The following is a 20,643-nucleotide window of genomic DNA, read 5'->3' as shown; positions in this document are numbered from 1 at the left end:
TGATGGGTCAACGGGGTTTCACAGCATCGTGAAATTTCTCTGGCCGGGTCATCCACCTGCACTGGCAAGGACGGTTGCAAGCCACCATCCCGGCACCGCGGCCAGGGCGAGGAAAGTCCCCAGCGGCACGCGCGTCGTGCCGTCCACCCTCCCGCCTGTCGCCATGGCCGCGAGGACCGCCAGCAGCCCCACGCTCGCCGCCAGCAGCAGGATGAAGGGCAAGGCCTGCCAGCCGAACCAGGCGCCGAGCGCACCCAGCAGCTTGGCATCGCCCAGCCCCAGCCCGTCGCGCCTCCGGAAGCGCCGATAGCCGAGCGCGACCAGCAGCAGCGTCAGATAGCCGGCCAGCGCGCCGATCGCCCGATCCGCCAGCGTCGCGTCGGTCGTCCAGGGACCAAGGGTGAAGCCCAGGAACGCCAATGGCAGGGTCAACGCGTCGGGCAGCCAGAAATGCCGCCGGTCGAGCACCGCCAGCGTCAGGAGCAGCCAGCCCAGCAGAGCCCATCCCGCCCCGCCCGGATCGGGCGAAAAGCCCAGGGCGAGCGCGCCGATGATCGCGCATCCCGCCTCCACCCGCCCATGCAGCGGATCGATGGGCGCGCCGCAGGTCCGGCACCGCCCTCGGTGCGCCAGCGCGCTTGCCATCGGCACGAGATCGAAGACGCTGAGAATCCGCCCGCAGCCGTCACAGGCCGACCGGCCGCGCAGCACGCTGCGCCCCTGCGGCCAGCGCAGGACGATCGTGGCAAGGAAACTCCCGGCTATGGCTCCGGCTGTCGCGCCCAGCAGGGCGGGGAAGACCTCAATCACAGCGTCCCTTCGATCTTCAGCACCCGCGCGCCCCCGGCATCGGCAAAGCCCGCCTTGGCCAACGCCTCGCCCAGCGTCGCGTCGGCGGTTTCCACCCGCATTTCCGCCTGATAGCGGCCCGATCGCCAGATGCGCAGATTGACCTTTTCCAGCCCCGACTGGCTGACCAGCGGCAACAGCAGCGCTTCGCCGTCGCAACTGGCCACGCCCGAAAGGCCCTGCGACAGGTTCAGTCCCGGAAACTGCCCCGCCATCTGCGCACGGACCCGTCCCTCGGCATGGCCGCAGCGGTCGCCGGAGAACCAGGCCGACACATCGTCCATGACGAAGCTGCTTACCGGCAGCGGCGCGAAGGTCCGGCCCAGCGGCACCGCGCCCGTCACATCGTCGATCCCCATGCGTCCAAAGCCGACCGTCAGCGCGCCGCTCAGATCGTCCGCTGCGCCATTGCGCCGCCAGACGTCGAACCGCGCCCGTCCGACCAGCAGCGACACGGGCGACAGGCCCGCATGGACCGACCCCAGCGACACCGTGCCCAGCATCAGCCGGTCGATCCCGCCGCTCCACACCGTGCCGCGCACCTCCCGCGCCGCCACGCCCAGCCGCTCCAGACCCGCCATGCCGAGCGCGACGCGCATCGGCAGGAAGATGAGGAATCCCAATGCGAACACAGCGATGAGCGCGATGCGCACCCGCCGCGAAAGGCTGAGCCCCATCATTGCCCGCCCCGCACCAGCACCGCCTGCACCGCGACGCTGCCCGCCGTCGCCGCCGGCCGCGCGCTCATCGTTTCGATCCGGATGCCCTCTGCCTCCAGGACGGAGAGCCATGATAACAGCGCAACCGGCCGCACCGAGGCAATGGCCATGTCGACCCGGTCGGCGCCCTGCGCCTGCGCGCGTTCCAGCGTCAGCCCCGCCTCGCCGGCGCTCTGGCCGATGAACTGGTCCAACGGCACGCCCGAGTCGACTGTCGCCGCCGTGCGCGGCAGCGACTTCAGCAGCTTCACCTTGGCGCGGATGGCGGCATTGCGATCGGTCGCCTCCCGCAACCCGTCGCGGGCCGAACGCTGTGCAGCGTCGAGCGGCCGCACCACGCCCAGCCACAGGATCACCACCGCCAGCAGCGCGAACATCACGCCCAGCATCCACTGTTCGCGGGGACTCCGTTCGCCCCATAATGCCTGCAACCGTTCCATCATGACCGCACCGTTATGTCCGCGAGCATCCGCCCGCCGGGGTCCTGCGAAGGCGTCGCCGTGATGGCGAAGCCCGCCGCCTGCAAGGCCAGCAGCACGCTGTTGATGTCATCCCCCTTCGCCGCCGCCAGCGTGGCGCGGATCATCCCGTCCGGATCGCGCGACAAAGCCGTCAGCGACACGCCGGGCACATCCTGCATCGCGCTCAACAGGCCCGAAACCGGCGCGGTGAAGGCATAGCCGCCCGCCCCGCGCGCAGCGAGTTGACGGTCCATCTCCGCCTCCGCCTGGAGGACGTCGGTCGCCCCCGGCACCACCTGCCGCGCCAGGGCCAGGCTTTCCGCGTCCAGCGCGCTCGCCGCGAAATGCTGCTTGGCAAGGCCGACCAGCGCGATGGACAGGCTGACCAGCAGGATCAGCCCGCTCCAGACCGCGATGCGCGCCATCGTCGGTTTATCGAAGGACCGCCGCACCCGCTTGGCGAAGTCGCCCTGCCGCAAGTCGAGCGGCGGCCGGTCCAGCGCGGCAATCGCCCGCGCTTCGATCTGGTCCGCGGGAACGTCGCGCACGGCGGCATCGCCGATCAGTTCCGGCAGGGCCAGGTCGCCCGCCAGCGCCAGGTCGCTCCCGCGCAGCACCGCTTCGCCGCCGACCACAGCGCGCTCGAACCCCTCCTGCGGTTCGGGCAGCAGCAGCGGGGCAGGCACGATGATGTCCGGATCAAGCCCATGATGCTGCGCCCAGAGCAGCCAGTGCTGCATGTCGGCCCTCGCAGCCACGGCGACGCAATGCGGCCGCGCCGGATCGTCATTGTCGTCGGCTGCGGCGAAAAGCTGGTCCGCGGGCACGATCCCGCCCGCCATGGCCGCCAGCCGTGCCGCCGCCCTCCCCTGCCGGGCAGGCAGATCGGGATAGGCGCCCCGGTGCAGCGTCACCAGCGCCGCCGGCGGCACCAGCATCACCGTCATATCCCCGGGCAGCGCCGTGAGGCCGCAAGCCACGAGCCAGTTCGTCCCCGCCCCTTTCTGCACCACGGCACCGTTCGCCACCCGCATCCACAGCGGCTCCGCGCCCGGCCGTTCCGGCAGGGCGACGATCAATCCCTCGCTCACGCGCCGGTCCCCCAATTGCGGCGTATCAGCTTGGCCGGGCTTTGCCGCGCATCGATCAGCGCCCGTTCGACCACCTGCGTTCCCCCGACATCCACCGACACTTCCACTCCGAAAAATCCCGTCGTCAACCTGACCTGCTGTGCCGCCTCTTCCAGCGGGCTGAGCCCCGCCAGCGACGGGGCGCGCCAGAATTCCACCGTACTGCCGTAGCCATCCACCGGCCGCTGCGCCAGCAATTGCCGCGCCTGCGCGACACTCAGCTGCCCCTGCATCAGCATGGCGAAAAGCGGCGCCTGATCGGGCAGCAGCGTATTGATGTTGATGGGCGACAGATCGGCGGTCGGCAGGGCGCAGACCCATGGCCGCACCAGCCCGTAAATGGCCGGCGTTACCCCGTTGACCGCCCGCAATTCGCTGGGATCGACCATGAAACGGTTGGCCGTGCGATAAGGCCGCGGCGCCCGCGCATAGGTCTCGTCCTCCGCGCCGCCGGGCTGCGGCACGCCGTCCGTGTCGATCCAGTCCGCCAGCGACGCCGCCGCCACCTGCGCCTGCCGCGCATCGACGCCCAGCGCCTGCAACAGCGCCTGGAACTGCGATACGCCCACCGGGCGCACCTTCAGATCAGCCTCGGTCTCGCCCGCGACCACGCTGTTGAGGTTGAAGCAATTGCCCCCGTCCGTCACCCGCGCCGTGGCGACCCCGCCCGGCACGGATATGGCCTGCGGCGTTCCCATCCAGTTGCCGGCCAGCGTCGTCTTGCCCGGATTGGCCGCAACCAGATCGCCTATGCGCATCCGGGCGATCTCCGTGCCGGCATCGGCAAAGGCGCGCGCCTGATCGACCGCGCCGCCATTGCCGGTCATCCGCGTGGCCAGCGCCAGCCGCTCCAACGCGGTGGAGGCGACCACCGCCATCACCGCCACCAGCAGCAGCACGGTCAACAGCGCCGCGCCGCGCTCTCCCGGCTTGCGGGGGTCAACCATTGGCTGGCACCCCTTCCTGCTTTTCCGCCGGACCCGGCCCCACCAGGAAACGCAGCGTCACCGGCGGCTCGCCGGTTCGCGTCACCGTCATCTCCACGGCACGGGGCATCAGGTCGGGCTGGGTGGGCACCCATTCGTCGCGCCAGTCGCCGCTGGAGTCGCGGAAGCGCAACGCGACGTCGCCGACCCTGGTGAGCAACGCGGCCGGCTCGTCGCCCGCCGCGCCGTCGACCTGCGCATAGGTGCGCCGTTCCAGCCGCCCCTGCCGCACCCAATATTCGACCTTCTGCAGCGACGGCCGCGGCAGATCGCCCAGATTGTCCCAGCCGCCGCGCACGAACTGGAGGATGGGCTGGCTCTCCCCCTCGCGATGCGACCAGAAGGCGGGCGCCAGCGTGCCTGCCTCCGTGCGGCTGATGCGCGGCACCGCCTGCCCCAGATCGGCCGCCAGCGCCCCGCTCGCCCGCTGCACCGCCGCCATGTCGTCCAGCCGCAGCTTGATCTGCGCCTCTGCCGATACGCTATTGCCCAGCAGCAGCACCCCCGCCGCCGCCAGCATGGCGAAGATCATCAGGGCGACGAGCAGTTCGATCAGCGTGAAGCCGTGTTCGGCGGAACGTCTAGAAGACCTGAAGCCGTGTTCGGCGGAACGTCTCAGAGACCCGAAGCCGTGTTCGGCGGAACGTCTCAGAGACCCGAAGCCGTGTCCGGTGGAACCTGCCTGCCTCATTGCACCACCCGCACGAAGCTCAGCACCACGGGGGAGGAGCCCGCCTGACCGTCGACGGCAAGATCGACTTGCAGCAGACGCTTGTCATCGGTCGCCTTGACCTGCCGTGTCCAGTGCCAGCGCCGCCCGCCATTGTCGACATCGCCTTCTTCACTGCCGAGCGAAGGCGGCGCGGGATCGGTCTGCACCTCCACCATCAGGTTGCGCGCGACGATCTGACCCATCGCCTTGCTGTCGAGGTCGGCGGCGGTGTGCAGAGTCACCCCTTGCAGGCGGACGAGCGCCAGGGCGGCCAGGCTGAAGACCGCGAGCGCGACGAGCATTTCGAGCAGGGTGAAGCCTTGCTCCTCCCCACGCGCCTTGCGGCAGCGTGACCGCATGCGGCGCGTCCTACCCACCGACAACGACCTTTCCGGCCATATCGACCGAAATCGAGACCCGCTCTCCCTCGCGGGCAAGGATTACCGTCATGGGATCGGTCGGAAGTCCCGTGCCGTCGAAGCCGATCTGCTGCCGTCCGTCCTTCCCGACCAGCGCCCGCGTCCCGGCCTTCCAGTTGGCGGTGGCGAAGGGCTTGTCCTCCAGCCCCACCCATTGCCCGCCATCGCGGCGTTGGAAGCCATAGCCCGAGGCCGATACCCATACCCCCATGGGCCGCGCGGTAACGACCGCTTCGTCGCGCGCCGCGGCAAGGCGAGCGGCGAAGCGGTCGGCATCCTCGATCACCCGGCCGCGAGGGTCGGGGATCGCCAACACCACTGCGGCCGAAATGAAGCCGATGATCGTCAGCACGACCATCAGCTCGATCAACGTGAAGCCGTGTTCGGCGGAACGTATCATAGACTCGAAGCCGTGTTCGGCGGAACGTCTAAAAGACCTGAAGCCGTGTTCGGCAGAACGCCTCAAAGATCCGGAGCCTTGCCGCCGGCGATCAAAGCTCGCTGGAATAGATGTCGGCATTTTCATTGTCGCCACCCGGCTGCCCGTCCGCTCCCAGCGAACTGATGTCGAACGCGCCCTTCCGCCCCGGCACCGCATAGTGGTACGGCCGGCCCCAGGGATCGTTCGGCAGCTTCTTGATATACCCCCCGCGCCGGTAACGCTGCGGCTGGGCGAGCGCGGCCGGCGGGTTGATCAGCGCCTGCAACCCATCGGTCGCGGACGGATAGGCCAGATTGTCGAGCCGATATTGTTCCAGCGCCTGTTCGATGGTGGCGATGTCGGCCTTCGCCTTCTCCACCCGCGCGGTATCCGTCGCCGGGATGACGTTGATCGCCACGATGGTGGCAAGCAGGCCGATGATGACGATCACGACCATCAGTTCGACCAGCGTGAAGCCGTGTTCGGCGGAACGCCTCACGGGCGTGAAGCCGTGTTCGGCGGAACGTCTCAAAGACCTGAAGCCGTGTTCGGCGGAGCGGCTCGGAGACCCGAAGCCGTTCTCTCCTTCCCCTCTCCTGACGTCATTCCCGCAAAGGCGGGAAACGCCAGTTCGGCGCAGCCAATCCATCTCCCACAAGAAACGCCAGGGGGAACGTTCAGGCGATGGATTCCCGCCTTCACGGGAATGACGGAAAGAAAGGATCTTGCGCATAAACACTCCTCAGGCCCCGGTAAGGCTCTGCAATTGCAGGATGGGCAGCAGGATGGACAGGATGATGACGGCGACGATGCCGCCCATGGCGATGATGATGACCGGCTCCAGCATGGCGAGCGCGGCAGAGGTGAAGCTGTCGAATTCCCGCTCCAGATAGTCCGCCGCCCTCTCCAGCATGGTGTCCAGCCGCCCCGCGCTCTCCCCGCTGGCCGCCAGATAGACGAGCAAAGGCGGAAACACGCCCGCCCGCCGCAGCGCTGCCGACAGGCTGCCGCCGCCGCGAATGGCCTCCACGATCTCCTCCGAAGCCTGCCGCAGCACCCGGTTGTGCACCGTCTGGGCGGTAAGCGACAAGCCCTCCATCAGCGGCAGGCGGCTCGCCACCATGGTCGACAGGGTGCGCGCCATCCGCGCCGCATGCAGGTCGCGGATCAGCCGCCCCAGCAATGGCAGGCGCAGCAGCATCGCATCGAAGCGATAGCGGAAGCTTTCGACCTTCAGCGCCCGCCAGAAGCCGAAGCCAGCCACCCCCAGCAGGATCGCCAGAAGCCACCAATAGCCCGCCAGAAAGGCGGAAATACCCATCACCATGCGGGTGAGCAGCGGCAGTTGCTGGCCCACCGTATCGAACTGCTCCACCACCTTGGGCACGACGAAGATCATCAGCGCCGCGACCACGCACACCGCAAAGGCGGCAAGCACGGAAGGATAGGCGATGGCGGTCAGCACTTTCGACCGGATCACCGCCTGCCGCTCCATGAGGTCGGACAGGCGCTCCATGATCGTGGGCAGGCTGCCGGAACTCTCGCCCGCTGAAATCATCGCGCGGTAGAGCGGCGGAAAGCTCCTCGGCTCGGCGCCCAGGGCGTCGGCCAGCCGCCGCCCCTCCAGCACGCCCGAATGCACCTTGCCGACAATCGCCTGCACATGCGCCTGCTCGCTCTGCCGCCCGATGGTGCGGAGCGATTCCTCCAGCGGACTGACCTGGATCAGCGTCGACAACTGCCGGGTGAACAGCGTCAGTTCCTTGGCCGAAAGGCGCGGCGCGCCGAACGACAACCCTGCCCGCCTGCGCGCCTTTTCCACCGCGCCCGGCTCGATCCGCACGATGAACAGCTTGCGCGAGTCCAGCTTCGCCCGCGCATCCTCGACCGTTTCAGCCTTGATCGCGCCCTTGCGCTCACGCCCGGCGGGGTCGATGGCGATATAGTCGAACTCAGCCATCGGTGATGGTTTCCACCTCGCCCGCGTCGCGCCGCGACACGCGGATCGCTTCTTCCGCCGTCGTCTGGCCGTCGCGCACCAGCGCACGCGCCGCCGAACCCAGATTGGGCGCGTTCAGGAAAGCATGGCGCGCGATCAGCGATTCATCGCCGCCGTCATTGATCAGCCGCCGGATCGTATCGTCCACCCGGATCGCCTCGAACACGCCGATGCGGCCCTTGTAGCCGGTGCCGTTGCATGACTCGCATCCCCGCGCCCGATAGATGATCGTGCCCGGATCGAAGCCCAGCAGGGCGCTGGCCGACTTGTCCGCCTGCACCGGCTCCCGGCAATGCTGGCAGAGCCGCCGCACCAGCCGCTGCGCGATCACGGCGCGCAGGGTGGAGGCGAGCAGGAACGGTTCCACCCGCATGTCGCGCATCCGCGTGATCGCACCCACCGCGTCATTGGTGTGGACGGTGGACAGCACCAGATGCCCCGTCAGGGACGCCTGCACGGCGATTTCGGCAGTCTCCCGGTCACGGATTTCGCCCACCATCACCACATCGGGGTCCTGACGCAGGATGGCGCGCAGGCCGGCCGCGAAGGTCAGGCCCACCTTCGCATTCACCTGCGTCTGGCCGACGCCCTCGATCGCATATTCGACCGGGTCCTCGACCGTCAGGATGTTGCGCGTGCCGTCGTTGAGCTGCCTGAGGCCCGCATAGAGCGTCGTCGTCTTGCCCGACCCCGTCGGCCCGGTGACGAGGATGATGCCATTGGGTTCCTGCAACCCCTCCCGGAAAATCCGGTCCGCCGCCCCGGCCATGCCCAGCAGGTCGAGGTTCATGCCCGCATTCTCCTTGTCGAGAATGCGCAGCACCACCCGCTCTCCCGCCCGGCTCGGCAGGGTGGAAACGCGCACGTCGAGCAGTTTCCCGCCCAGCGTCAGCCCGATCCGCCCGTCCTGCGGCACGCGCCGCTCGGCTATGTCGAGGCGGGCCATCACCTTGATGCGGCTGACGACGACCGGCGCGACATGGGGCGGCATGCGCAGCGTCTCCCGCAGCACGCCGTCGACGCGCATCCGCACGATCAGCCCGGTCTCATAGGGTTCGATATGGATGTCCGACACGCCCTGCCGCGCCGCTTCGGCAATGATGCCGTTGATGAGGCGGATGGCGGGTGCGTCATCGGCGCTGTCGAGCAGATCGTCGGCGGTCGGAATGTCGGCGGCGAGGATGTCCAGCTCGTCCGCCCCGACATCGAGCGATCCCGCCATGGCGGCGGCGCTGCCCTCCATCGCATAATGATCCGACAGATGCCGGTCGAACTGCGCGGCATCGACGAAACGCACGTCGAAGCTGCGCGCCAGATGCCGCCGCACCTCCAGCAGGACGCGCGGATCGCTGCCTTCGCGAACGGCGATGGTCAGCCGCTCTCCATCCGGCGGCAGCATGACCACGCCGTGCTTTCGCGCGAAGACATAGGGTATGTCGACGGCGCGCGGCGCGATATGCGGGGGGATATCGCCAGAAGCAGAAGCGGCTTCCTGCACCCTAACCTCCGTTCGGACTGAGCTTGTCGAAGCCCAGTCCTTTCCTGAAAGGAAGAAAAGCGAAGGGTTTCAACAAGCTCAGCCCGAACGGAGAGGAAGCCCGCTTCCCGATCATTTCGGTTGCTCGCTTTCCGGGATGTCCACGGGCCGCACCACCCCGCTCGACTGGCGGGCGGTCGGTTCGATGATCTCGGCGGGCGGCTGCACCACGGCGTCGCCCGGCTGCGGCGCGGCGGAGGGCGGGGTCGCGCCCATATAGTCGCGCACCAGCTCGTCAATGCCCGGTTCCTGTTCCGGGTTGCGCTGCAACTGCATGCCGCGGATATAGCCGTAGCGCTGCTGCGTCAGCTTCTGCGCATCTTCCTTCGAACGCAATATGGTGGGGCGGATGAAGACCATGAGGTTGGTCTTGGTCCGGCTCTTGCTGCGCGACTTGAACAATTCGCCAATGCCGGGAATGTCGGACAGCAGCGGAATGCGCTCGATCGTCTTGCGCTCATTGTCGTCCAGCAGGCCGCCCAGCGCCAATATCTCGCCATCGTCGACCGTCACGGTCGTCTCGATCTCGCGCTTGTTGATGATGAGGTCGCTGTTGTTGTTCGACACCGGCCCGGCGACGCTGGACACCTCCTGCTTCAGGAACAGCTTGATCGCGCCGCCAGTGTTGATCTGGGGCTTCACCTCCAGCTTGATGCCGACATCCTGCCGCTGGACGGTGCGGAACTGGTTGTCGAAATTCTGGCTCAGCGCCTCGCCCGTGGTCACCGGCACCTGCTGGCCGACCAGTATCGACGCCTTCTGATTGTCCAGCGTCATCACAGAAGGCGTGGACAGGATGTTGCTGTCGGTATCGGATTTGACAGCATTGATGATCGCGCCGAAAATCCCGTTCCGCCCGAGCGACGTCGCCACCCCGCCGAAGCCGCCGGTCGCGTTCATCAGGCTGTCGACCGCCGCCTGTTGCAGCGTATTGGCAAGGTCGCCATTTTCCCGCGTCCTCGTCTCCGTTCGGGTGCCGTCCGGCGCCACGACGGTCGTCGTCGTCTCGCCCAGCCGATCGGCGGCGATCGCGCCTGCCAACGTCAAGATATTGGGTGAAGCATTGGAATAATTGGTCGCGGCAAAACCCGTCTTGGTGCTGCCGATCAGGAATTGCACGCCCAGCTTCTTGGCGGCGGCGTCGCTGATCTCGACGATGATCGCCTCCACCAGCACCTGTTCGCGCCTTGTGTCGATCTGGCGGATCGTCTCGCCCAGCATCCGCTGCACGTCGCTGTTGGCCGCGACGATGATCGCATTGGCGCCCTCATAGCGGGTCACGATGGCGGGCCCGCGCGACGAAATCCCGTTGCCGCCCGAACCGCCCGGCCCCGCCACCGCGGTTGAAGCGGCGGCTGGCGCCGCGGAGGGCGCGGTTCCCGCCGCAGGGGTGGAGGCGGTCACGGACGAAGCGGTCGCCTGCCCCACCAGTTGCTGCAACACCGGCAGCAGCTTTTCGGCATCGGCATGTTCCAGCCAGTAGACGCGGATCTCGGTCCCGCTCGCGGCCTGCCGGTCGAGGTCGCGCGCCATCTGCGCCAGCCGCGCCACCGTCCCGGCATCGCCCCGGATCGCGACGGCATTGCTGCTGTCGATGGGCACGATGGTTGCGGGCTTCGCCGCCCCTTCCCCGCCCGTCGTCACCAGCGCCTGCAGGGACGTCGCGATCTCCCGCGCCCCGGCATTTTTCAGCACGACCGTGGTGGTCGAGGCCGTATCCCGGTCGATCCGCGCGATCACCTGCCGGATGCGCCCGATATTGTCGGCATAGTCCGCCACGACCACGCTGTTCCCGGCCCGGTTCGCCGTCACGGAGCCATCCTTGCTGACCAGCGGCCGCAGCGTTTCCAGCGCGCTCGCCGCGTCGATGGAGCGCAGGCGGAACACCTCCGTCACGAACTGGTTGCGATTGGCCGCGCGGCCCACGGCGCTGGGCTGGCCCGCCGCACCGTCCGCCGGCTGGATGCGATAGGCGCCGCCCGGCGCCGGCACCGCCACCAGCCCGTTCGCCCGCAGCGTCGACAGGAAAATCTCGAAATATTCGGATCGCGACAGCGGCCGGTCGGTCACGACCGACACTTTCCCCGCCACGCGGTTGTCGATGATGAAGGTCCGCCCGGTCACCCGCGCCGCATCCTGGATGAAGGCGCGGATGTCGGCGTCGCGCACGTTCAGCGTCTGCTGCGCCATGACCGGCGATGCGATGGGAGCCGCCAGCGCGAGGGCCATGGCGGCGGAAAGAAGCAGTTTTCTGGTCATTGGCCTTGCAGTGTCAGGTTGACGGAGGACATGGCCGCGCCGCGCTCCACCGACAGGGAAATGCGCGCGCCGGGCATGATCCTGCCCTGCAGCGCCTGAAGATCGCTCACCGATCCGATGGGCTGGCCGTCGACCTGGGTGACGATGTCGCCGGGCTGGAAGCCGGCCTGTTGGAAGCCGGGGCCCTTGGCCGTCAGGATGAGGCCGGTCACGCGCCCATTCTGCATCCGGGGGGTGTAGCCGACGTCGCGTTTCAGCATGTCGGCGGTCGGATTGTCCGTTCCCGCCACCGGCGAAGGCGGCGAACCGGCGGGCGTTCCGCCATCCGGCATGGCCGTCGGCGCGGGCTGCGACTGGTCGAGAAACACCTGCTCCTCCGCCCCGCCGCGGTCGATGGTGATATGGTCGAAGGCGACCGCCTTCAACACCACGCCGGGCATGATCTCCTCACCCACGGCAAAGCTGTTCTGCACCCCATCCGGCCCCGCCACGATCGCGGAGCCCAGTCCGGACCCTTCGTTCAGGCGGATGCCGTAAACGGTCAGCGCCAGGGAGGTCACGACGCCGCCGCCCGCCTGTTGCGGACCGCCGCGATAAAAGGGATCGAAGCTGGAAAACAGCGCCTGCCGTTCCGCGACGGAAAGGAAGCGGGCCTGCCTCCCTTCCCAGGGGCCGAAACTGCCGACGGGCGTCAGCACCGTCCAGACGAGCGCCGCGCATTGCAGCGCCAGCAGGCCCAGCAACAGCTTCTCGACCGCCGACAACCAGTCGATCGGCCGCAACCGTCCGCCCATGTTCCGGATATTCTCGCTGAAAGCCACACGCATGCGCGTCGTTCATCCCCCTTGATATCGGCGCCTGCTAGAAAATTGGTTTTACTACCGGATGACACTATTGTGACGCTTTGATGACAATCGCAACGGCCGAAGCGACAGCGCTTGCATTTCGCGCGGCCAGCGATAGCAAAAGGCCGGATTTCCGCTTCCTGGACCCTGCCGATGGCCGATAGCCTCCCTCCCGCCGCGCCCGACGCCGATCCTGCCTGGATCGCATCCCACCCCCGCATCCAGCGCGTGCCCAGCCGCGACCTGGTTCTGTTCATCCAGCGCCATTTCCTGTCGGCGGAGGAATGTGCCGGCCTGATCGAACGGATCGACGCCCACCGCCGCCCCTCCACCATCGCGGACGCGAATGGCGACGGATATTTCCGCACCAGCGAGACATGCGACCTGGACGCTTCCGACCCGCTTGTGGCGAGGATCGACGCGAAGCTTGCCGCCTTCGCCGGCATCGATCCCGCCCATGGCGAACCCATTCAGGGACAGCGCTATTCCGTCGGTCAGGAATTCAAGGCGCATACCGACTATTTCGAACCCAAGGGCCCCGATTTCGAACGCTTCTGTGCGGTTTCCGGGAACCGCACATGGACGCTGATGGTCTATCTGAACGAACCGGCGGCGGGCGGAGCGACCCGCTTCGTCAAGATCGGCAAGACGGTACAGCCCGAAACCGGCAAGCTGCTGGCGTGGAACAACCGGCTGGGTCCGGGGGCCTATAATCCCGCCAGCATCCACCACGGCATGAAAGTACGCAGCGGCGTCAAGCATGTGATCACCAAATGGTATCGCGAACGGCCCTGGGGGTGATCGGGGGTGGGTCGCGAATGACCATTGGCAGCCCATCAAGCGCGACATGCTTCATGGAGAGGGCGGCGCTCAGACCATCCGCTCTCCATCCATCGCCGCAAATACCCTCACCGCCAGAAGCGAGGGGCCTCCAGCAAATCCTCATGGGCGCGGGCCGCGGCGCCCAATAATTTCCGTTTCCGCTTCGGGCGCAGCCTGGCTTCCTCTCCCCCCAGCCCATAATGCGCCAGCAACCCCGGCGCGGCGACCAGATCATTCAATGCGCCCAGTTCCGACTGCACCTGTTCCAGCGCGGCGATGAATTTGCCCCGCCGCCGCCGCGCCTTCCCGCCCTCGAACAGCCCGGCGAAGAATTCGGAGGCGTAGCGCAGTTTCTTGGCATCCTTGCGCACCTCGTGGCGCGCTTCGTCGCTCAATCCGGCAAGCCCCCTGCCCTCCTTCGCGATCCGCCTGCGCAGCCGCCGCAAGCGCCGCGCGGCAAAGTCCGCCGCCGGCTCGTCCCGCATCGCCTGCACCTTGCCCCCGCCATGCCCCGCGCCCAGGGTCAGCCATTCGACAAGATCGATCAGCAGCATGCGAACCCGGGCCGAGCGCAGCCATTCCTGCACGCGGCCATGCACCTCGCCCCGAACCGCATCCCATCGCTCGCGCAGTTCCTCCGTCTCGACCCGTTCGGCCAGCACATCCAGATTGCGCGCCTCGCCCAGCATAGCCGCCAGCCATTTGAGCTCGCCCTGGAAGCGCTCCACATCCGCAGGAGCCAGCATGGGCCTGAACAGCGAAAGGGCCGAGCGTAACCGGCGGATCGCCACCCGTGCCTGGTGCAGCGCCCTTGAATCATAATGATCCAGCAGCAGCGCCTCGTTCAGCCGATAGTGCCGCAGGCAGCTTCCCGCGATCCGCGACAATGCCTCCTCCGCCCGCATCGACGGGTCGAGCGCCACCGGTTCCGCCTTGACGAAGGCGGCAAGCCGGTCGCGCAGCCGGTATCCTCGCTCCGCCTTCGTCAGCACGCCGGGACGGACCGGCATTTCGGCGTCGATCCGCCGCGCGAGGAGGAACAGGGCGCCCGGTGAGCCGGATTTCAGTTCCAGTTCGACTTCGCAGATCGCGGCCTGCCGGTCCCCGGCGCTCACATGCCCCCGGTCCAGCACCAGTTCGATCAGGGCATTATCCTGCCGCACGATCCATCTGCGCCGCTCGACTTCGGCATGGAAGACAGGCTGGATGCCATGCACCCCCTGCCCCAGCAGCTCGGCTATCGGCGTCCGGGCATCCAGCACCGGCGCATCGTCCGCAACCGGCATTTCCCATTCCGCCCGCGCGAACAGGCCCGCGCCGCCCTCTCCATCGGCCTTGACCGTCTGCACCCGCTGGCCGTTCGACCGGCGAATACGCAGGCTGATCCCCCGGCCCGCCAGATCCCGCTGCGCCGTGTCGAAATAGATGGACCGCAATGTCGCCACATCGCTGTCCGCCGGGAGCCAGTCCAGTCGCCCGAAAGCATCCGCCGCATCGGGCGCCAGTTCCAGCTTCAGTTCGACTTCCCGCTTCATGCGCCGCCTCCGCGCATCTGCCTGGAGTTCGAACTATCACGAACAGCCCCGTCGCGCCAATCAGCCCGTTAGCAAACGCAATCCTCCCCATGCGGAGACATGAGGAGGATCAGGCAAAGACCGGCGGAGGGTCGAGAGGCGGCATCCCCATCCCCTCGACAACGGGCTTTCAGAAGGTCGTCGAGAGCGAAAAATTGAACGTCCGCCCGATGCGATACGCGTTATAGACGACCATATTGGTCCCGTTCGATTGCGTTTCCCTATAATCCTTATCCAGGATGTTACGGGCCTCGAACTTCACGTCAAACTGGCGACCCGCCACATGCACGCCCTGCCGTGCGACGAAGTCCAGATTGATCGGTGGCCGTTCATAGACATCCGGCTGGTTCTGGTTAGCCAGACCACGGCTGGTCACGCGCTTGCTGGCATAGGACAGGATCAGCGTCTGCTGCGACAGGCTTTCCTGATCTTCGATCCCAAGCTGCAGGTTTACCAGATGATCTGACTGGCCCGTCAGCGGCGCTCCATCGCGGAAGAAGTCGGTCGCGTTGCCCGACGAGGAACCGAACACCGCAACCGGATCATCGGCGCCGACCTTCAGCTTTGACTTGGTATAGGTATAATTGGCGATCGCCACCAAACGCCGCGTTGCGAAAAACGCATCGCTGCCGACGCCCGACAGATCGACATATTTCTGCAATTCGACTTCGCCGCCATACAGGTTCGCCTTGGGCGCATTGGCAAAGCTGGTGATGAACTCGCCTCCCGAGATGAAGGTTTCGATCGGATTCTTGATCCGCTTGTAAAAACCCGACAGCGAGAAGCGCTGGTCTCGGGCAAAATACCATTCGAAACGCGCCTCTCCATTATAAAGCTGGCTGTCCTGAAGGTAGGGATTGCCCTGATAACGGCGGTTCGTATCCGGATCGAAGTAGAATTGATAGATCAACTCGCGGAACTGCGGCCGGGCGATGGTCTTCGACGCATTGACGCGGAACTGCATATCAGGGCGGACCTGCCAGGTCACTGTAGCCGACGGCAGCCAATAATCGTTCTTCAGACTGGTCGCGGCTAGGCTGGCACCGGGCGTGCTGAAAACCTGGATCGGCGACACCGTCTCCTTCGCTTTTTCATAGCGGACGCCGGCATCGATCGACAGTTGCGGAGTGATCTGCCAATTGAACTTGCCATAGCCCGCATGATTGCGCAGCCGCGCTCGGAAAGCCGGATTGCCCTCATTGGTTTCGATGAGGACGATGTCGAAGGTGTCGATTACGCTCGGCCGAAGCAACAGGTCCGGTCGCAGCAGCGCCACCCCTTCAGGGAAAGTGCTGGGCGCCGTGAACTGGAAGTCGCGGCGGGAGCTTGTGCGGCTGGTGTTCAGGAAGGCATAGCCCGCGGTCAGCGACAGTTCGGGTGTCGGCCGATAGCTGAGGTCGATGCCGCTCGACCACAGATCCTCGTTAAGGTCGGAATAGCTGATCGTCGCGTCGCCACCATTGCCATTGTTCAGGCGGTTCACGAAATATTGACCCAAGGGATCGGACGCCGAATTGGTGCGGACATATTCCAGGGTCAGTTCGGCCGGAGCCTCGCGTTGTGAGTTGGCGAAGCCGCCCCGCACGTCCAGGCTCAGTTCCGGCGTCAACTTGAACTCACCGACGACCTGCGTGTCGATCAACTGCCTTTCATACCAGGCGGTATCCTGCTGCATGAAGTCGACGGCCGTTTCCTGCCGATGGCCGACGCCCAGCCGCGTATGCTTCAGCGTGTCGCGTATATAGAGGTTGGTCCAGCGGATCTTGTTGTCCCCGAATTCCAGACCGACACCCAGCAGCCCGTTGACGATGATGCGATTGTCGGTCGTCACCCGCCGGAAATCATTTTCCAGCGTTCCAAGATCAGGCGTCAGCGAGTTTTGTTGCGTCTGGTCACGCGTCACCCAACGGTTGCTGTAGCCCGCCGTCGCGATCAGGCCCAACACCGCCCCGCCCAGATCGAAGGAGGTCCCGCCGGAGATGGTCGCGCTATAGTTGGGCGCCACGTCCTGCACCCGCTGGACCAGTGCATTGTCGAAACTGACGAGCTGGCCGGCGATCGCGCCGGTGTCGACATTGCCCGAGCTGATCCGCTCGCCGCTCCGGAAGAAGGCCTTGAGCGCCGGCGGAATGTCGCGCGAACCGTTGTCGAAGCCGGTCCAGTCGCTGCCGCTGCCATAATAGGTGTAACCCATTTGCGCGGTCGTCTCATCATTGGCGCCGATGCCACCGCTCACCGTGACGAAGCTTTCTGCCGGGATGACGCTGGTCGTGAGATTGATGACCCCGCCGCCGAACTCGCCTGGGTAATTGGCCGAATAGCTCTTCTGCACCAGTGAGGACGAGACGATATTGGTCGGGAACAGGTCGAGCGGCACGACCCGCTTCAGCGGTTCGGGGCTCGGCAGGGGGGAGCCGTTCAGGAGCGCCAGCGAATAGCGGTCGCCAAGGCCGCGCACATAGACATAGCCGCTACCCACCACGCTAAGGCCGGTGACGCGGCCCAGGGCGCCGGCGATGTTGCCGTCGCCTGTCCGGGCAATATCGGCGGACGACAGGATCGACACGACGGCGGGCGCGCTCTTCTGGATATTCGCGCCGCGGCGGCCCGTGACGATGATGTCGCTGCCGGGAATGGAAATGTCGGGCACGGAACCCTGATCCGCTTCCTTTGCGGGCTGGCCCGGCACCGGGGCGGGATCGGTCGGCTGAGAACCGGCGGCCGGTGCGCTGGCGGTTTGCGCGATTGCAGCCGGTGCGACCAGCGCGGATGAAATGAGCAGCAGGCCCGCAAGCTTGAGCGGCGTCGCCATCGAATGTCCCCTAAATATTGGAATTGCGAGATCGGGGCGGGAAACGGCTCGTTTGAAAGCCGCGCCCGCCCCGTTCATGGCTGCGTCGGGCGCTTAGGTGACCGGCAGCGAAGTGCAGGCGCGGTTGGCGTTGCTGGTGGTGTCGAACGCCGCCGTGGCGGAGTTGCAGGTCCAACCCTTGTACCAATTGTCATTCGCGTCCTTGACCGCCCCGACATAGCTGGTCGTGTCGAAATAGGCGTCCAGCGTCTTGGCATCGAACGGAGTCACAGCCGTTTCGCCGGCACCATTGATGAACAGGCTGCTCAGCGAGATGGTGAAAGCGTCGTTATTGCCGTTCGAACCCGAACCGAAGGCTGTCGCGACCTGCGCCGCGGTGATGCTGCCCGTGCCGAGATATTTGGTGGCGTTGCACGCCATCACGACCGAACGGGCTGTCAGCGTCGCCGGAGTGGTGCCGCTGCCGTTCATGCGAAGGCACTCGTTGTTCGGGGAGTTGACGATGCCGTTAACGAGAGTCAGGTCCGCATTGCCGCGCAACAGGATCGAGGCCTGGTCATTGGCGTCGTTATTGGCGCTCGACTGCGCCTGGATCGCGGTGAAGTTGGCAACGATGGTCTTCTGGCGCGGCGTATCGCCTTCAAAGCCGTTGCTGTCGACCTCCATCAGCGCGTCGCCCTGACCAGGGCGCTGCACGATCAGCACATATTGGAAGAAGCCCTGCAAGCCGGTGTCGATGTCGAGGCTGTCGTCATCCGCGCCGGTGGCGATGTAGTGCTTCATCTTGACGGTGCCGCCAAAGAATTCGGCGCCGTCGTCCGAACTGTTGTGGCTCTGGATATATTCCAGCGTGGTGCCGCTGCCGATGCCTTCTGTGGTCAGCGCCTGCAATTCGGTGTTGGCGCCCAGCACATAGCCCGAATAGCGGATCTGCACATATTTCATCGTGCCGCTATTGTCGGTGTCGAGGGTACCGCCATAGATCGCCGGGTCCGCCGCGCCTTCGGTCTGGCGCTCGCAGGTGCCCGCGCCGACCGAGCCGGTGGTGCAGTCGGTGATGCGGGCACGGCCCATCAGCACGACGCCGCCCCACTGACCGATGGAATTGTCGTTCACTGCGCCGTCGATATTGCTCTTGCTGGTGAAGATGATCGGCTTGTCGGCCGTGCCGACGGCATTGATCTTGTTGCCGCGATTGACCGCGAGCCAGGACGTGCCGGTGGCACCATAGACGATAACGCCGGGTTCGATGGTGAGCGTGACGGACGGCAGCGTGCAGCTGGCGGGAATCTGGCTGTCGCTGGGTCCGCGGTCGCAACCGACATCGACGCGGCCGGGGAGCGAATAGAGCAGGCCGGCGAGCTTCGGCAGGGTGATCGACTGGTTGATGCGCGACGGCAGTTCGCAGATGCGCCATACACCGGTCGGTGTCGTGGCGGTGGTGCCCCTATCGACCAGCGGATTGGCGCCAGCCGGAAGGGTCGGACAACCGCCTGCCGGGGTTACCGTCGCCGACGGGGTCGGCGTGGGTGTCGGAGTCGGCGTGGGGGTGGGATAGTTGATGGTGATGTCACCGCCGCTGCCGGGCGAGGCGACGTCATTGGCACCGCATGCGCTGAGCGCGGCACAGGCACAGCCCGCCATCAGGATGGTGTTGAAACGGTTATTCTTGACCATGGAGTCTCCGCCCCGGCGCTCGCCGGCTTCATAAAGGTTGCGGAGCGCAGGGGAGAAACTCGAATCGGACAACGCCCCCTGTCGCCCTGCTGGCGGCAGTTAGGCGCGACAGATGACAGGGTTGTGCCGCTTCTATGACATATCGAGGTCTTTCAAATGACAGTTTGAAGACGCATGTTTCACTTTTGCGACATCGCCCCGATCTTTGCTTTGCTTGCCATGGGATCGGGCCATCCGCAGCGCGCGGCCTGCGTAAGATTGAACGCAGCGCGATCTAGACACCTGATGAAGGCGGAACAGCTTCCAAGCCGCAAGGACAAAGGGGCGCCGTCCCAAAAGGACGACGCCCCCGCTCCCTGCACCCAGGGTGTCCGCCTTTGCGCCTGTTCAGCGCATGGCGTAACTTGTCTGCAGACGGCCGATCGCCTTGCGAGCGATCTCCCGCGATGATCCTTCCTGCCCATCAGCCGTCACCAGCACGGCGTCAGGAGCGAAGCGCGCCGCCTGATATGCATTGCGTGCCGCCTTTGCCTTCCCCATTCCGGCATAGGCATTTCCCAAATTAATGAGTCGAGCCGGATCGTCGGGGAAATCGGACCGTAGCGCCTCCAGCCGGCGAGCAGCGACCTGATAGTCCCCCGCTGCCAGCGCCTTGGAGGCCAGCCCCTTGTCGGACACGCCCACTATGATGGTATCATCGGCAGCGGATGCCACAGCCGGGGCCATCGCCGCCAGAACCAACCCACAAATTGCTGCGGCCTTCCTCATCCAAAACCTCCAAAAAAACCTTCTATAATAGCTGTAAGTATTTCACTTTGATGACATGGGAGCAAGGGCAGGAGCATCCGCTGAAAAGGATTTTTATCGACTTATATTCAACATCTTATATCTTTTTCTTTTAACTGTCATAAAAGTGTAATCGAATGAAGTCGTTCCGGACTTCATCGATTCGCGAGCAGCCGCGCGGGAGCCAGCGATCCCGCGACCAGCCGACTGGAAAAAGTGGAATTGTGAGGGAAGGTCCGGAGGGTTCTGTTGCCCGGCCCCTCCGGCGGCCGCTGAATTCCCTTCTGTTGCCCGGTGGGTTCAACCGCGTTCTTTTTGAGTAATGTCCGGCCGTGAGGCCATCAATTACGCAGCAAGAGCAAGAGCCTCGTTATCGTTGGCACTTGTGAGTTTTGAACCTTTTTACGGCGTACTCAGGCCGGGTGAAGGCATCGCTTTTCAACACACGTCGATCCTAGTTCGGCCCCGTCACGCGCCCCGGAACGACGGGGAATGTGGTGGAGCCGCCGGGTACCGCCCCCGGGTCCGCTGCGCCTATTGCACGATACGATTTATCACCATAGCCGGGCGAACCCGGCACCGGCCTATATGGAGAGGCGCGGACCGTTTATCAAGCCGCTCCCGATCTGGAGGAA

Annotated in this window: 18 protein-coding genes and 1 other RNA gene; 1 reads left to right on the top strand and 18 read right to left on the bottom strand. The window is 65.9% G+C overall.

Going from position 1 to position 20,643, the window contains the following annotated elements; translation table 11 throughout:
* Positions 1-48: 48 nt before the first annotated feature.
* From LDB29_RS02695 to LDB29_RS02635, 13 genes are all read right to left on the bottom strand, one after another.
* Entirely contained in the window at positions 49-810 is a 762-nt protein-coding gene (locus tag LDB29_RS02695; RefSeq protein ID WP_257556073.1) for an A24 family peptidase, read from the bottom strand.
* Positions 807-1,529 carry a type II secretion system protein N gene (gene gspN / locus LDB29_RS02690; protein ID WP_025550186.1) on the bottom strand — a complete coding sequence of 241 codons (723 nt, stop codon included), beginning with the start codon at positions 1,527-1,529 and terminating at the stop codon, positions 807-809. The genes LDB29_RS02695 and gspN overlap by 4 nt, the downstream gene beginning before the upstream one ends.
* Positions 1,526-2,011, bottom strand: coding sequence for a type II secretion system protein GspM (gene gspM / locus LDB29_RS02685; protein WP_025550187.1), 486 nt, complete (start codon positions 2,009-2,011; stop codon positions 1,526-1,528). Before gspM ends, gspN begins: the two co-directional genes overlap by 4 nt.
* Entirely contained in the window at positions 2,008-3,120 is a 1,113-nt protein-coding gene (gene gspL, locus LDB29_RS02680) for a type II secretion system protein GspL (RefSeq protein WP_193666745.1), read from the bottom strand. The genes gspM and gspL overlap by 4 nt, the downstream gene beginning before the upstream one ends.
* Positions 3,117-4,106: a type II secretion system minor pseudopilin GspK gene (gene gspK / locus LDB29_RS02675; RefSeq protein ID WP_025550188.1), complete on the bottom strand. Its 990-nt coding sequence runs from the start codon at positions 4,104-4,106 to the stop codon at positions 3,117-3,119. The genes gspL and gspK overlap by 4 nt, the downstream gene beginning before the upstream one ends.
* Entirely contained in the window at positions 4,099-4,764 is a 666-nt protein-coding gene (gspJ, locus tag LDB29_RS02670; RefSeq protein WP_193666805.1) for a type II secretion system minor pseudopilin GspJ, read from the bottom strand. Before gspJ ends, gspK begins: the two co-directional genes overlap by 8 nt.
* Positions 4,765-4,832: 68 nt before the next feature.
* Entirely contained in the window at positions 4,833-5,216 is a 384-nt protein-coding gene (gspI, locus tag LDB29_RS02665; protein WP_083199098.1) for a type II secretion system minor pseudopilin GspI, read from the bottom strand.
* A 10-nt stretch (positions 5,217-5,226) separates the two neighbouring features.
* On the bottom strand, positions 5,227-5,676 hold the full coding sequence (locus LDB29_RS02660; RefSeq protein WP_037484497.1) for a GspH/FimT family pseudopilin: 450 nt from the start codon (positions 5,674-5,676) through the stop codon (positions 5,227-5,229).
* Between the two features lie 91 nt (positions 5,677-5,767).
* Positions 5,768-6,346 carry a type II secretion system major pseudopilin GspG gene (gspG, locus tag LDB29_RS02655; RefSeq protein ID WP_373886298.1) on the bottom strand — a complete coding sequence of 193 codons (579 nt, stop codon included), beginning with the start codon at positions 6,344-6,346 and terminating at the stop codon, positions 5,768-5,770.
* A 93-nt stretch (positions 6,347-6,439) separates the two neighbouring features.
* Complete coding sequence (gene gspF / locus LDB29_RS02650) at positions 6,440-7,657, bottom strand: type II secretion system inner membrane protein GspF (RefSeq protein ID WP_025551095.1); 1,218 nt, start codon at positions 7,655-7,657, stop codon at positions 6,440-6,442.
* Positions 7,650-9,194, bottom strand: coding sequence for a type II secretion system ATPase GspE (gene gspE, locus LDB29_RS02645; RefSeq protein ID WP_272481264.1), 1,545 nt, complete (start codon positions 9,192-9,194; stop codon positions 7,650-7,652). The genes gspF and gspE overlap by 8 nt, the downstream gene beginning before the upstream one ends.
* Before the next feature lie 111 nt (positions 9,195-9,305).
* Positions 9,306-11,492, bottom strand: a complete 2,187-nt coding sequence (gspD, locus tag LDB29_RS02640; RefSeq protein ID WP_025551091.1) for a type II secretion system secretin GspD — start codon at positions 11,490-11,492, stop codon at positions 9,306-9,308.
* Entirely contained in the window at positions 11,489-12,319 is an 831-nt protein-coding gene (locus tag LDB29_RS02635) for a type II secretion system protein N (protein ID WP_193666744.1), read from the bottom strand. The genes gspD and LDB29_RS02635 overlap by 4 nt, the downstream gene beginning before the upstream one ends.
* Before the next feature lie 171 nt (positions 12,320-12,490).
* Between LDB29_RS02635 and LDB29_RS02630 the strand changes: the two genes are divergently transcribed.
* On the top strand, positions 12,491-13,138 hold the full coding sequence (locus LDB29_RS02630; RefSeq protein ID WP_171009974.1) for a 2OG-Fe(II) oxygenase: 648 nt from the start codon (positions 12,491-12,493) through the stop codon (positions 13,136-13,138).
* A 107-nt stretch (positions 13,139-13,245) separates the two neighbouring features.
* Here LDB29_RS02630 and LDB29_RS02625 read toward each other — a convergent pair whose 3' ends face one another.
* The 5 genes from LDB29_RS02625 to ssrA form a co-directional block, all read right to left on the bottom strand.
* A complete protein-coding gene (locus tag LDB29_RS02625; RefSeq protein WP_025551088.1) occupies positions 13,246-14,694 on the bottom strand; it encodes a CYTH and CHAD domain-containing protein in 1,449 nt (482 codons plus the stop codon).
* Between the two features lie 169 nt (positions 14,695-14,863).
* Positions 14,864-17,545: a TonB-dependent receptor domain-containing protein gene (locus LDB29_RS02620; RefSeq protein ID WP_025551086.1), complete on the bottom strand. Its 2,682-nt coding sequence runs from the start codon at positions 17,543-17,545 to the stop codon at positions 14,864-14,866.
* 93 nt (positions 17,546-17,638) lie between these two features.
* Positions 17,639-19,222, bottom strand: coding sequence for a hypothetical protein (locus LDB29_RS02615; RefSeq protein ID WP_193666743.1), 1,584 nt, complete (start codon positions 19,220-19,222; stop codon positions 17,639-17,641).
* Positions 19,223-19,609: 387 nt separating this feature from the next.
* Positions 19,610-19,936, bottom strand: a complete 327-nt coding sequence (locus tag LDB29_RS02610; protein WP_306303107.1) for a tetratricopeptide repeat protein — start codon at positions 19,934-19,936, stop codon at positions 19,610-19,612.
* Between the two features lie 345 nt (positions 19,937-20,281).
* Positions 20,282-20,626, bottom strand: a transfer-messenger RNA (tmRNA) gene (gene ssrA / locus LDB29_RS02605).
* Between the last annotated feature and the right edge of the window lie 17 nt (positions 20,627-20,643).

It is taken from the genome of Sphingobium sp. CFD-2, from assembly GCF_024611135.1.
GTDB classification, from domain to species: domain Bacteria; phylum Pseudomonadota; class Alphaproteobacteria; order Sphingomonadales; family Sphingomonadaceae; genus Sphingobium; species Sphingobium fuliginis.
Note: the sequence above shows the minus strand (reverse complement) of the source record. Positions and strands in the feature narration are given on the sequence as shown.